Origin of the sequence: Pedobacter sp. UC225_65 (assembly GCF_042698365.1) — a bacterium.
Classification (GTDB): domain Bacteria; phylum Bacteroidota; class Bacteroidia; order Sphingobacteriales; family Sphingobacteriaceae; genus Pedobacter.
The window spans coordinates 3311787-3324586 of record NZ_CP170550.1 but is presented as its reverse complement, the minus strand read 5'-3'; the positions used below and the strand labels follow the sequence as shown (position 1 = coordinate 3324586).

Sequence of the window (12800 nt, the reverse complement as noted above, 5' to 3'; positions counted from 1 at the left end):
GCGCGATTTGGGTATAAAATAGATTTTTTTTCTACCTTGATGCAACGTTTTTAAAAATAGCCTGTCTTTTAACATGAACGCTTTAGAATTTGGAAACTGTATACATAGATAAGCACCTATCGCTGGTAAATGATTGCCGAACAGGCAACAGAAAGGCACAATTTGAATTGTACAAATTGTATGCTAGTGCCATGTACAATGTGGCATTGCGCATCGTAAATGATGACGCCGAGGCCGAAGATGTGCTCCAAGAAGCTTTCTTAGATGCCTTTAACCGAATTGGTGACTTTAGACAAGAAACAACCTTTGGGCTGTGGCTTAAGCAGATCGTCATCAACAGGGCCATCAATTACCTAAGAAAGCGCAAGGCTGAATTTGTAAGCCTGGATGAGGTAGAAATTGCGGACGAACCTTCGAACGATTACGAAGAAACGCAATTAAAGGTAGAAGCCATAAAGGCTGCAATGGCCGAACTGCCCGATGGATATAGAGTAGTATTGACACTCTATCTATTTGAAGGGTACGACCATGAAGAGATTGCACACATATTGAAAATAACAGAAAATACATCACGCTCACAGTATATGCGGGCAAAAAGAAAGTTGAATAGTTTATTAGAAATGAAAGGAGTAGCAAGATGAGCAATAAATTAGAGGGGTTTGTAAAAGACAACAAAAGAGAATTTGAGGTAAAAGGGCCATCAGACCAATTGTGGGAACGCATTTCGGCAGAGCTGGATAAAAAAAAGCAACCAAAGCGCACAATTAAACTCTACCAATGGATGAGCATTGCCGCCATGTTGGTGATCAGTGTGGGCATTTATTTTACCTATAATTATAAACAAGCGAATAATCGCCAGATCGAAGTAGCAGATATCAGTTCCGAGTTTGGAAAAAAGGAAGTCCGTTTTGTAAACCAGATCGAAGAAAAGAAAGACAGCTTAGCCGTATATGCTTCGGCCAATCCAGATCTATATAAAAGGTTTACCGAAGACCTCAAAAACCTGGATGAAGAGTACAATAGGTTAAAAAACCAATTACCAAATAGCCCAAATCAATTATGGGTGGTAAAGGCCATGGTAAAAAACCGCGAAATGCAATTGCAGGTTTTAAAACAGCAATTGATCATGATAAACCAAGTCAATCAATATAAAAAGGAGAGTACAATATGAAAAATCTAATGTTATGTATGTCGGGCATGTTGCTCGCCACACAAATAAACGCACAGCAGATAAGCACTTCTGTTAGCGTTAATGCAAACGCAAATACTTCCACCTCTTATAGCTATACTGTAAATGATGTTAAAAAGCAGGTCAACATAAAGTATAGCAGCAACATGCAAGAAGTACAAGACGACAATTCTGTAAAGTCTAAATCTTTTACCAAATCGTTTGGTGTAGACCGCAGCGATAAAATAAGCTTGAGCAACCAATTTGGTTCAATGACCATTAAAACATGGGATAAAAACGAAATCAAGGTTGATGCAGATATTAAAGCCTATGCAAAAACAGAAGAAGAAGCCCAAAGATTATTAGACCAGGTTTCAATTAGCGCAACTAAAGACGGAGACTTAGTAAGCTATAAAACCAACACGGGCGATAGAAACGGAAACTGGGGCAGTAGCGTTAGAAACGGCAAAGTGATCTGGCGTAGAGAGGTAAAGATCACATGACGGTTTACATGCCAGCCTCAAATGCATTAACAGCTTCACAAACCTACGGTCCACTTACCATAGATGATTTTGCGGGCCCTACCTCTTTAAAAGTGCAATACGGAAATTTAATTACCGGCAACCTAAGTAACAGCAACAATTACATCTCTGTACAATACGGAAAGGCCGCTTTAAGAGATGTAAATGCTGCCAAAATCAAACAACAATACGGCGATGGCTTAACGATCAACACCATTGGCAACATAGACTTAGATGCCCAATATAGTTCTGCAAAGATCGGTACCGTTAAAGGTACTGCGAACATCAAACATCAATATGGTAGTGGAACAACCATCGAAACCGCGGGTGCTTTGACTTTAAGTGCGCAATACACAAAAATAAAAGTTGGAAACCTAAAAGGAAACTTAAATGGCAAGGTACAATATGGTAGGATCACTGTTGATGAAATCGAGAGTGGGAATAAAGACATCACCATAAATGGTAGCTATTCTGATATTGACCTCGGCTTTGGAGCCGCTTACAACGGCGATTTTGATATCTCAACCAATTATGGTGGCGGCTTTAGATATGGTTCTAATGTAACTACCAAAAAATTAGGCGAGGACAGAGGCTATAATTCTGTTAAAAACTACAGCGGGCAAGTAGGCAAGGGCGGTACCGCAAAAATAAATATCAGAACAGATTACGGTTCAATCACATTTAAATAATAAAAAGGGTGTGCTTAAGGCACACCCTTTTTATGGCTAAAGAATAACTTCTACCATGAAAACTGTACTAAGATTTATTTCCCTACATTTCTTATTCATTTCTATTGCTTTTGCACAAACACCTAAGCAAACCATCGTTACAACAGATATCGATAATTTTTGGACGGCCTTTGACCAGCTTAAAACCACAACAGACAGCTTAAAACAGCTAGATATCTTACAGCAGTTATATGTAGACAAGGGTACTCCTGGGCTAAAGGCTTTTATGGAAGCCAAAGGTTATACCACCGCTGCATGGTTAAAATGCATCCGCAGCTATCCAAAATACTGGGCCTCCATCAGACCCAAAACTTATCAGGTTAAAACCTTGAGCAAACAATTTGACCCATATCTCAAAAAGTTTAAACAGCTTTATCCAGAGTTAAGACCCGCAAATATCTATTTCTGCATCGGTGCGATGCGCTCTGGCGGAACCACACAGGGCGACAAGGTATTGATCGGAGCCGAATTGGCAACAGGAAATCTTGAGGTAGACCTTTCTGAATTGCCAACAAATACCAAAACATGGCTGACCACCTACTTTGGTTCTGACCCATTTAAAAATATTGTCTTGTTAAACATGCACGAATATGTGCATACGCAAGAGAAACGCTCTGGAAATACCTTATTGGGCCAAAGTATTTTTGAGGGTACAGCAGATTTTGTTGCCGAATTGATTACTGGAAAAGTACCTGCCATGCCTTATATGACGTATGGAAAGGCACATGAAGCAGAACTCAAAGAAAAATTCAAAGCACAGCTGTTCCTAACCGATTATAGCGATTGGTTATATAACGGCACCTCAAACAGTTTTGGCGTAGGCGACCTAGGCTACTACATGGGTTACGCCATCTGCAAAACCTATTATGATCAGGTTAAGGATAAAAAAGCAGCCATCAAAGAATTAATCGAGTTAGATTATGGCAATGATGAGGTGGTAGAGGCCTTTCTGAAAAAGACAAACTATTTTAAAGAAGGCTTCAATAAAGAAGAGATGATCAAAGCTTACGAAAGCAAAAGACCAGTAATTACCAGTATCGGTCCGTTTGCCAATGGAGATACAAACGTAGACCCAGAATTGAAGGAAGTTCAACTTCACTTTTCGAAACCCATGAAAAACAGGTACTCTATCAGTTTAGGTATATGGGGAGAAAAAAGCTATCCTTTAGACAAAGTTGTAGGTTTTTCTGAAGATAAAAAGACCTTTACCCTCAAAATGGAGCTCAAACCCGGTCAATCTTATAGTTTTTTAGTTACGGGTAGAGGCTTTGCATCTGAAGACGGTTACCCACTAGTTGAATTCCCTGTTAATTTTAAGACCAAATAAACTTTTTAAGACCAAACAAATAATAATACCCTGAGCTCCGATAAATATTATCGGGGCTTTTTTTATCTTCGTAGCAGATAAATGTAACTATGGATTTTTTAGCCACACCAGAAGCCTGGATTCTCTCTTTTAACCCTAACCGTTTTAGAAATTGTTTTAGGGATAGACAATATTGTATTCATTTCAATATTATCGGGCAAACTGCCTCAATCGCAACAGAAAAAAGCCAGACAACTAGGCCTGGCCTTGGCCATGATCGACCCGTGTATTGCTCCTACTTTCACTAACTTGGGTAATGAGCTTAACCACTCCATTATTTAACATGGGCGAGTGGATTGGCATGTCGAGCCAAGAATGGTTAGATAAATTGGCCATTTCTGGAAGAGACCTCATCCTGTTGATCGGAGGTTTGTTCCTGATCTACAAAAGTACCCACGAGATCCACAACAAACTTGAAGGCGAAGAAGAAGGCGAAGGAAAAGGAAAAGTACATTCGTTTGCAGGTACGATCATCCAGATATTGATCCTCGACATTGTATTCTCTCTCGATTCTGTAATCACTGCAGTAGGGATGGCAGAACACATAGAAATTATGATTGCCGCAGTGGTCATCGCTGTAATTGTTATGATGTTCTCTGCCAGTGCCATCAGTAATTTCGTAAACCAACATCCAACCGTAAAAATGTTGGCCCTTTCATTTTTATTGTTGATCGGTGTATCACTCCTTGCCGAAGGTTTAGACCAACACATCCCTAAAGGTTATGTATATTTTGCCATGGCTTTCTCTGTACTGGTAGAAATGTTAAACCTGAAGATGAAAAAGAACAGCAAAAAACCTGTTAAACTGCGCAACGTACCTAAAGAAGAAACTGAAAAATAAATAAATTATTTGTTTGTAAAACAAGGTCAGAAGGGCATCGGTAACGGTAGCCCTTCTTTTCGTTGCGCCCATTAAAAATGGGGCTTCACTACAATAAGGTTTATAGTGTAAAGTTTTGAAACTCTGCTGACAAAACAGTTATTGCAATTTTGTTGCGTTTGAGTTTTATTATTTAGTTTTGCTGCAAATCATTCTGTATGCAACAACAAAAAATTTTCGACGCCATCATTATCGGTGGCAGTTATGCAGGTCTATCAGCCGCAATGGCTTTAGGTCGCTCGTTAAGAAATGTACTGGTTATTGACAATGGTAAACCTTGTAACCAACAAACACCGCACTCGCACAACTTCCTGACCAGAGATGGAGAAACTCCTGCCCATTTAGCCGCCATTGCAAAAGCACAGGTTTTAGTTTATCCAACGATACAATATCTTGATGATACGGTTATCAATGCCCATCAGATCGAAAATGGCTTCAAAGTTGATACCTTCAACGAAACCTTCCAAGCCAAAAAATTGATCCTCGCAACAGGTGTCAAAGATATCTTACCCAATATCAAAGGTTTTGCCGAGTGCTGGGGCATTTCTGTGTTACACTGCCCATATTGCCATGGCTACGAAGTTAGAAGCAAGGCAACAGGTATCATTGCCAATGGCGAAATGGGGTACGAATTTATCAAGCTCATCAGCAATTGGACCGAAGACTTAACCTTGTTTACGAATGGTCCGATTGAACTCGATCAATTGAGCCAACAAAAATTAGCCTCGAAGAAAATCAACATTGTAGACAAAGAGATTGAGGAACTAATACACAGTAGTGGATTGGTTAGCCATATCAGATTTAAGGATGGAAGCCAACAAAAAATTGAGGCCATCTACGCCCGCTCTGTTACACAACAGTACACCTCAATTGCCGCAGACCTAAACTGTGATCATACACAAGATGGTTATATAGCAGTAAGCAACCTACAACAGACTTCGGTTTATGGTGTATATGCGATTGGCGATTCGACCACGATGATGCGTTCTGTATCAAATGCGGTGGCAACAGGTGCCATAGCTGGAGCGACCTTAAATAGAGAACTGATCAATGAAGAGTTTTAGGTCGATAAAATTGTTGATTAATCGCTGAGCTATAATTTCATCAAGCCAAAGCTAAAAACTACTTTTGCTGGCCAAACATTAAGCTTAAATTTATGATTACTTTTTTTGAAGCTACCCTAGCCGAACTGTCTATCCATAGGATCGGGAATAAACTGCAGGACGAATTCTATGTCCTTTCAGAAAATTCCATGCACATCCAGGATGAAATGTTGAACCAGTTATTGCTACAGTATTTTCTTTCTCCCTACGAAAAAGTAAACGAGATCTACCGCTTTATGCATCCCAACAACGACCTCAATTTAAATGAGGTCTATCATTTTGCTGCCGAGATATTTAACAATGGTGCTATTTTTCACGACAACAGCAAAAAGCTGGCAACCTATCTATATGAAATCTCCAACCATCCGAAAATAAAATCTGGAGAGCTTTATATTGCCTATTTTGAAAATGTACAGATAGAGGGTGATTTACATGATGCCATCGGAATCTTTAAATCGGAAACGAAAGAAAGCTACCTGAAGGTCTATCCAGAGCAGAATGGCTTTGGATTAAGTTATGAGCAGGAAGCCATCAACATCAGTAAATTGGATAAAGGTTGTTTGATCTTCAACACCGAAAAGGAGGAAGGGTTTAAGGTGGCCGTGATCGACCAGACCAACCGCAGTGCAGAAGCCGTGTATTGGAAAGATGAGTTTTTAAAACTAAAGATCAGAAATGACAATTATAACCAGACTCAAAATGTATTGGGGGTATACAAAAGCTTCGTAACCGAAAAATTGGATGACGATTTTGAAATCTCCAAAACGGATAAGATAGACCTGCTCAACCGATCGATGAAGTATTTCAAAGAGAAGGAAAGTTTTGACATCAATGAATTTGCCAACGAAGTCATCGCCAACAAGGAAGGGATAGAATCGTTCAAAAACTACAAAAAGAGCTATGAAGAGGAATTTGATACGCCAATCGCCGACACTTTCGACATTTCTAATGCTGCTGTGAAAAAGCAGGCCAAAGCTTTCAAGAGCATCTTAAAATTAGATAAGAACTTTCATATCTACATCCATGGCAACAAAGACCTGATTGAAAAAGGTTTTGACGATGATAAAGTGATGAATTATTACAAAGTTTATTTTAAGGAAGAAGAATAAAATAGAGGTGCCGATTTAAGCTAAAAAATCTATAAATTGGTGATAACAAAATCCCTTTGTTAAACTAAAGCTAAATCTATGGCACTATTTATCAAAATCCTCAACTCAGTCCTCATTCTTTTTGCACTATACATGGGCATCAAACAAGGATTTGCAATGGTCAGTGGCAAAGCAGAAATGTTGCAGTTCTTCAATAAGTTTGATGTTGGGAAACCCGGTGTATTGATATTGGGTACATTGACCATTATTGGGGCCATATTGGTTTTATTTCCTAAAACTTTTATATATGGCAACTTTATAACTGCAGCTGGAATTTTATTTATCATTGCTTTAGAGCTAAATCATAAAGATTTAAAAGGAGCTGCCATCGAACTGCCATTCTTATTATTGTCATTGCTTATCCTTTATCTACAACATCCTTTGGCTAAATCCTGACACCTTCATTCAATATCAAGATTACATTTTTTATACGTTTCTAATGCAATTCTATCAATTCTTATATTTTATTTCATTCCTAACATTAACGTTACCCGCTTTTTATTGATGTTGTTGTAATTTAATTTTTAAACCATTAGTTTTAATAATTATGAGTTTAGAAACCAAGCAGAACAGTATCTTTAAAGTAATCGGTGCCTCATCTTTAGGTACTTTGATTGAGTGGTATGATTTCTACATTTTTGGAAGTTTGGCTACGATCATCGGCGCTCAACTTTTTCCGGCAGATGCAGGAGCTTCGGCCTTGATCAATACTTTGGCCATTTTTGCTGCAGGTTTTATTGTTCGTCCGTTTGGGGCTTTGGTTTTTGGTCGATTGGGTCGATCTGATCGGCAGAAAATATACATTTCTATTGACACTTGTTTTGATGGGCGGCTCTACCTTTTTAATTGGGCTGATTCCATCTTATGCCAGCATCGGTTATGCCGCGCCAATTTTGGTGCTCATTTTACGCTTGGTACAAGGCTTGGCCCTTGGGGGCGAATATGGTGGTGCCGCAACCTATGTTGCCGAACATGCGCCTCCAGGCAAAAGAGGATTTTTTACCAGTTGGATCCAGACCACAGCTACACTTGGTCTATTTCTTTCTTTAGGAATTATTGTGCTTTCCAAAAATATCATTGGTGCCGAAGCCTTTGCAAATTGGGGTTGGAGAATACCTTTCTTGCTATCTATTTTATTGGTAGGTGTGTCTATCTACATCCGTTTAAAGATGCACGAATCGCCAATGTTTACCAAGCTGAAGACTGAAGGCAAGGTCTCTAAAAATCCTTTAAAAGAAAGCTTTAGTAAAAAGACAAACTTTAAAATGGTGTTATTGGCCTTATTTGGCGCCACCATGGGTCAAGGTGTAATCTGGTATACTGGCCAGTTTTATGCACAATCCTTTATCGAAAATACTTGTAAGATAGATTTTAACGATTCGCGGTACATCTTACTTTGGGGCATTGCCTTCGCCACCCCATTTTTTGTGGTATTCGGTGCATGGAGTGATAAAGTGGGCCGAAAATCGATCATGTTAACTGGAATGCTGTTAGGAATCATCTTCTACAGGCCAATCTATCAACTATTTCTGGACAAAAGCGACATCAAGACCTTAAATACCTCAAAAACAGTAAAAGTTGCTGAGCCTATCATTACACATCACGCCCTACACAACAAAGGCGATAGCTTGGTCAACATTAGTACCATGTATACATTGGCCGATGGCACATCCTTCAATAAGGTATTGGTTGATACAGTTTATGCAGACCCTCATAAAGCCGTTGGTCATGCAAAAGAAGTTTATAAGGATAAAAAATTAAGCACAAGTACTTTCTGGATTTTTGTTGGGCTTGTCTTTTTCCAGATCTTATTGGTTACCATGGTATATGGTCCAATTGCGGCATTTCTGGTAGAATTATTCCCTACCAAAATCCGTTATACCTCAATGTCTTTACCTTACCACGTAGGTAATGGCGTTTTTGGAGGTTTAGTGCCATTTATTGCCACCCTTATTGCCAGTTTCGCTGGTTCTACACCACTTTCAGGCCTGTGGTATCCGATAGGTATTGCTGCCTTAAGTTTTATCATTGGTGCTGTGTATCTTTCCAATAAACCAGATTCAAACGTTAACGACTAGAAAAGATGAAATCACTTAAAAAGATATTAGGTTTAGTTTGGATCATCCTTGGTCCAACAGCTATGGTTTTTATGGCCTGGCAAGCTTGGGACAAAGTAAGCAAGGCTGAAGCAGGCGTGGCCCAAACCAACACCGCACTCCAATGGGGGATTGATCCTACTGATCTTTATTCCAATTGCAATCGGTCTGGTTATTTTTGGGAAATATGCTTTAGCTGGCGAATATGACCAGCTGCCAGAAAGCTCCGAAGATTTGTAGCTTTTAGTCGAATCCTATTTCCAAAAAAGAAAAAAAAGACGCTAATAATTAAGAAAATTAGCTCTTAGTTTCATTTTAAAAAACAATTAGCCAATTCCATTTTGCTTTGCATACATTTAGTGATATGCTTGTAAAAACCTATGGAAGTGCCGTTTATGGTGTTGACGCCTTAACCATTACAATTGAAGTTAGTGTAGGCAGTGGCACCAAATATTATGTAGTTGGGCTACCCGATAATGCTGTAAAAGAAAGCATGTTCAGGGTAGAAAGTGCAATCCGGATTTCGGGCTATCGGATGCCTCGCCAAAAAATTGTGGTCAATCTAGCGCCTGCAGATATCAGAAAAGAAGGATCAGCTTATGACCTACCGATAGCCATTGGCATATTAGCCGCTTCAGGGCAAATTATTGTCGACGACCTAGAGAAATACTTCCTGATGGGAGAACTCTCTTTAGACGGAAGCCTACAAAGCATCAAAGGCGCCTTACCAATTGCCATCCAAGCTAGAAAAGAAGGTTTTAAAGGATTTATTTTGCCCATGGTCAACGCTAGAGAAGCCGGCATTGTAAATGATGTGTTGGTGTACGGAATGGAAACCTTAGCAGCAGTAATCGACTTCCTTAATGGCAAGGACACCCCAGAGCCTGTAGTTATTGACACCCGAGCGGAGTTTTCTAAACAGATCAATAGTTACGAACAAGATTTTTCGGATGTAAAAGGGCAGGAAAACATCAAACGTGCTTTAGAAATTGCCGCAGCTGGCGGACATAATGTGATTTTGATAGGACCACCGGGGGCTGGAAAAACCATGTTGGCCAAACGTTTGCCCACTATTTTGCCCCCACTTAACCTACAAGAAGCCTTAGAAAGTACCAAGATATATTCAGTTGCCGGTAAATTGCCCATCGCCAATGCTTTGATGACAGAAAGACCTTATCGATCTCCGCACCATACCATTTCTGATGTGGCTTTGGTTGGTGGAGGAATCAATCCCCAACCCGGGGAAATTTCTTTAGCACATAATGGCGTTCTTTTTTTAGATGAATTACCAGAGTTTAAACGTACTGTACTCGAAGTGATGCGTCAGCCGTTGGAAGATAGGAAGGTTAGCATTTCTAGAGCTAGGTTTTCTGTAGAATATCCTTCAAGTTTTATGCTGGTTGCTTCTATGAATCCTTGCCCCTGTGGATTTTTCAATCATCCAGAAAAGGAATGTTTATGTGCTCCAGGTGTGGTACAAAAATACCTGAGCAAGATTTCAGGTCCTTTGTTAGACCGCATCGACTTACATGTTGAAGTTACGCCGGTAAACTTCAACGAACTCTCTTCTTCACGTGAGGAAGAAAGGAGTAGTCAGGTACCCGAGAACGGGTAATGAAAGCCAGGACAGTACAAGACCGTCGTTTCAAATTACACGATGCCTTGCATTTTAATGCGCAGATGAGCCCAAATATGGTGAGGCAGATCTGTACAATTGATGATACCGGGCAAGCCTTGATCAAAAGTGCAATGGAAAAACTAGGCCTTTCTGCCAGAGCTTATGATCGGATCCTAAAAGTAGCACGTACCATTGCCGATCTAGATGCAAGCGAAAACATTGAAGCCGGGCACTTGGCAGAAGCTATCCATTATAGAAGTTTAGACAGGGAGAGTTGGGCCGGGTAAAATATGTATTAAAAGAAAATCATCTATCAAATGTTAGAAAAACTTGTATCTTTCTAAAATATACGCATACATGAAATTACTTCTTAAAACTTTACTTTTCATTATTTTCCTAACAGCCAATTCTACCTTACTTTTTGCACATGATACGAACGAAACCTCGCACACCATCATCAATGGCGGCATTGGAATTGGTAGCGCCCTGGCCATTGTGATCTGCTGGTCTAGAACCGAATCTGTATTGACTTCTATTTTAGCTGGCATTTTTGGCTGGTTGTATGTCATCTATTATTTGATCGTCAGAGAAAAAGAGAATGGTTAATTCTTATCGTCTACTACTCTTCCTCCAGTTAAATGGAAGCAGATTTGGTATAGCATAAGAATTAATTGTCTTTAGTTGTAGCGTTTCTTCTGCGAATCTCGTCATCTAATTAACACGGCATCAGACTTGGATTACAACTGCCTATTTTTTAAAAAAGAGACACCTTTCACTACTTTTAAACCTTGTGGTTTCTCTTCAAAATCACTATTTTAGCAACATAAACCGAAAAACAAAATGAAATCAGCTCTTAAGTTATTTGTACTATTATTGGTAGTTCTTGGCACATCTTGTAAAAAGGATAATGCAGAGGCAAAAAGAAGGTTAGCTTCGTTAACCAAAGCAGGTTGGCTTACTTTAAAGATAGAAGAGAAAAACACAGATGGCTCATGGAAAGACATTACACCTGCTTATTCAGCATTAGAAGCTGATAACCAACTGATTTTCCGCGACAATGGGTATTGCGAAATCAATGAAGGTGAATTAAAGTTCCCTGGAAACGCACAGATTGCATTTTCTGGAGAATGGACTTTTACCGATAACGCAAGCAAAATCCAGATCATTGGTGGTAACCTGATGGAAATTTTAGAACTGAACGATACTAAACTACAGGTATTGATCCTAAATATTCACCCGTTCAGCGTTATACTTTCGGGCATCCTTAGGTTTTAATCTAAGTCTTCTTCTTCCTCCTCCTCATTTTGGGGGAGTTGTTTATAGGCTTCTATTTGTTGTCCGATAAGGTTCACTTCTTCGTTTTCTTCGAAGATTGGCATGTCTGTTTTATAATCTAGTTTTAGCCAAATTGTTGAAGTATCCTTTTGGATCTGGATGTATTCTGTCCCGTTTTTAAAAATGGTATAGGTATCATTTCCCTCTGGGAAAACGGCATAATTAACTGTTCCAACTTCTATATCAAAAGGTTCCATAAGTTTAGGATTTAAAATCTCAAAGATACGGATATGGTTTTTAAATTACTGTTTCAGGGCTTTTAATTGATAAATAAAGTCGATAAACTTTTGGCTTGCATAGTTGGCTGCTCCTGCTTCATTGTAAGAAATCCTACCCATTTTATCCAAAACAACCGTAGTAGGTAACGAACCTTTAAAAATCACATCAGGTATATCACCTGCAGCAATAAAGACAGGCATCTTATATTTTTTTCGGTCCATATAGGCCTGTGCTTTTTCAAAATTGCTATCCGCATCCACCATTAAAAAAACAACCTCTTTGTCTGCTGCAAACTGTTGATGCAATTTATTTACAGAAGGCATCTCTGCCAAACATGGCGGGCACCAGGTAGCCCAAAAATTGAGGAAAACAACTTTACCTTTTAACGCTGCCAAACTGACTACATTCCCCTTGGCATCTTTAAATTTAATGCTTGATAGGTCTGTAGCAATCGTTGTCTTTTCTGTATTTACTTCAGGCCTAAATAGACCGAGCTGCATCAAGCCTTGCATCAACAACGCTTTGGCCGAAGGAACAAATAGGATCAGCAAAACAAAGGCGATCAACAAGCCATTTAGTATATTTTTCTTTGTCATGTTTTTTTTGATTTCCATCGCA

Annotated in this window: 15 protein-coding genes and 3 pseudogenes; 16 read left to right on the top strand and 2 right to left on the bottom strand. The window is 39.3% G+C overall.

Annotated features, from left to right (window positions below):
- Nucleotides 1-89: 89 nt before the first annotated feature.
- The 16 genes and pseudogenes from ACFJIZ_RS17485 to ACFJIZ_RS17410 all read left to right on the top strand — a co-directional run bounded on the left by ACFJIZ_RS17485 (nucleotide 90) and on the right by ACFJIZ_RS17410 (nucleotide 11903).
- Nucleotides 90-641 carry an RNA polymerase sigma factor gene (locus ACFJIZ_RS17485; RefSeq protein ID WP_379086926.1) on the top strand — a complete coding sequence of 184 codons (552 nt, stop codon included), beginning with the start codon at nucleotides 90-92 and terminating at the stop codon, nucleotides 639-641.
- On the top strand, nucleotides 638-1171 hold the full coding sequence (locus tag ACFJIZ_RS17480; RefSeq protein ID WP_379086923.1) for a hypothetical protein: 534 nt from the start codon (nucleotides 638-640) through the stop codon (nucleotides 1169-1171). The genes ACFJIZ_RS17485 and ACFJIZ_RS17480 overlap by 4 nt, the downstream gene beginning before the upstream one ends.
- Nucleotides 1168-1671, top strand: a complete 504-nt coding sequence (locus tag ACFJIZ_RS17475; RefSeq protein WP_379086920.1) for a hypothetical protein — start codon at nucleotides 1168-1170, stop codon at nucleotides 1669-1671. The genes ACFJIZ_RS17480 and ACFJIZ_RS17475 overlap by 4 nt, the downstream gene beginning before the upstream one ends.
- A gap of 8 nt (nucleotides 1672-1679) precedes the next feature.
- Nucleotides 1680-2378 carry a hypothetical protein gene (locus ACFJIZ_RS17470; RefSeq protein WP_379086918.1) on the top strand — a complete coding sequence of 233 codons (699 nt, stop codon included), beginning with the start codon at nucleotides 1680-1682 and terminating at the stop codon, nucleotides 2376-2378.
- 55 nt (nucleotides 2379-2433) lie between these two features.
- The gene (locus tag ACFJIZ_RS17465) at nucleotides 2434-3744 is read left to right on the top strand and encodes a DUF2268 domain-containing putative Zn-dependent protease (protein WP_379086915.1); all 1311 of its coding nucleotides are present in this window, start codon (nucleotides 2434-2436) and stop codon (nucleotides 3742-3744) included.
- 150 nt (nucleotides 3745-3894) lie between these two features.
- Nucleotides 3895-4065, top strand: coding sequence for a hypothetical protein (locus ACFJIZ_RS17460; protein WP_379094092.1), 171 nt, complete (start codon nucleotides 3895-3897; stop codon nucleotides 4063-4065).
- Nucleotides 4040-4624: a TerC family protein gene (locus tag ACFJIZ_RS17455; protein WP_379086913.1), complete on the top strand. Its 585-nt coding sequence runs from the start codon at nucleotides 4040-4042 to the stop codon at nucleotides 4622-4624. The genes ACFJIZ_RS17460 and ACFJIZ_RS17455 overlap by 26 nt, the downstream gene beginning before the upstream one ends.
- Nucleotides 4625-4821: 197 nt before the next feature.
- Nucleotides 4822-5727, top strand: coding sequence for an NAD(P)/FAD-dependent oxidoreductase (locus ACFJIZ_RS17450; protein ID WP_379086911.1), 906 nt, complete (start codon nucleotides 4822-4824; stop codon nucleotides 5725-5727).
- A 92-nt stretch (nucleotides 5728-5819) separates the two neighbouring features.
- Nucleotides 5820-6875, top strand: coding sequence for a nucleoid-associated protein (locus ACFJIZ_RS17445; protein ID WP_379086909.1), 1056 nt, complete (start codon nucleotides 5820-5822; stop codon nucleotides 6873-6875).
- A 78-nt stretch (nucleotides 6876-6953) separates the two neighbouring features.
- Nucleotides 6954-7310, top strand: a complete 357-nt coding sequence (locus ACFJIZ_RS17440; RefSeq protein WP_379086907.1) for a hypothetical protein — start codon at nucleotides 6954-6956, stop codon at nucleotides 7308-7310.
- A 151-nt stretch (nucleotides 7311-7461) separates the two neighbouring features.
- A pseudogene (locus ACFJIZ_RS17435) lies at nucleotides 7462-8992 on the top strand (MFS transporter).
- Nucleotides 8993-8997: 5 nt separating this feature from the next.
- Nucleotides 8998-9084, top strand: a pseudogene (locus tag ACFJIZ_RS17430) (DUF6814 family protein); the annotation flags it as partial.
- A gap of 58 nt (nucleotides 9085-9142) precedes the next feature.
- The gene (locus ACFJIZ_RS17425; protein WP_379086904.1) at nucleotides 9143-9250 is read left to right on the top strand and encodes a DUF6814 family protein; all 108 of its coding nucleotides are present in this window, start codon (nucleotides 9143-9145) and stop codon (nucleotides 9248-9250) included.
- Between the two features lie 124 nt (nucleotides 9251-9374).
- Nucleotides 9375-10915 (top strand): annotated as a pseudogene (locus ACFJIZ_RS17420) (YifB family Mg chelatase-like AAA ATPase).
- 70 nt (nucleotides 10916-10985) lie between these two features.
- The gene (locus ACFJIZ_RS17415; protein WP_379086901.1) at nucleotides 10986-11234 is read left to right on the top strand and encodes a hypothetical protein; all 249 of its coding nucleotides are present in this window, start codon (nucleotides 10986-10988) and stop codon (nucleotides 11232-11234) included.
- Nucleotides 11235-11468: 234 nt separating this feature from the next.
- Nucleotides 11469-11903: a hypothetical protein gene (locus ACFJIZ_RS17410; RefSeq protein ID WP_379086899.1), complete on the top strand. Its 435-nt coding sequence runs from the start codon at nucleotides 11469-11471 to the stop codon at nucleotides 11901-11903.
- On the opposite strand, the gene ACFJIZ_RS17405 is transcribed toward ACFJIZ_RS17410, so the two are convergent.
- Nucleotides 11900-12160 (bottom strand): hypothetical protein, encoded by a 261-nt coding sequence (locus ACFJIZ_RS17405; protein ID WP_379086896.1) that lies wholly within the window; start codon nucleotides 12158-12160, stop codon nucleotides 11900-11902. The genes ACFJIZ_RS17410 and ACFJIZ_RS17405 overlap by 4 nt on opposite strands.
- A 45-nt stretch (nucleotides 12161-12205) precedes the next feature.
- Nucleotides 12206-12796 (bottom strand): TlpA family protein disulfide reductase, encoded by a 591-nt coding sequence (locus ACFJIZ_RS17400; RefSeq protein WP_379086893.1) that lies wholly within the window; start codon nucleotides 12794-12796, stop codon nucleotides 12206-12208.
- Nucleotides 12797-12800: the final 4 nt, after the last annotated feature.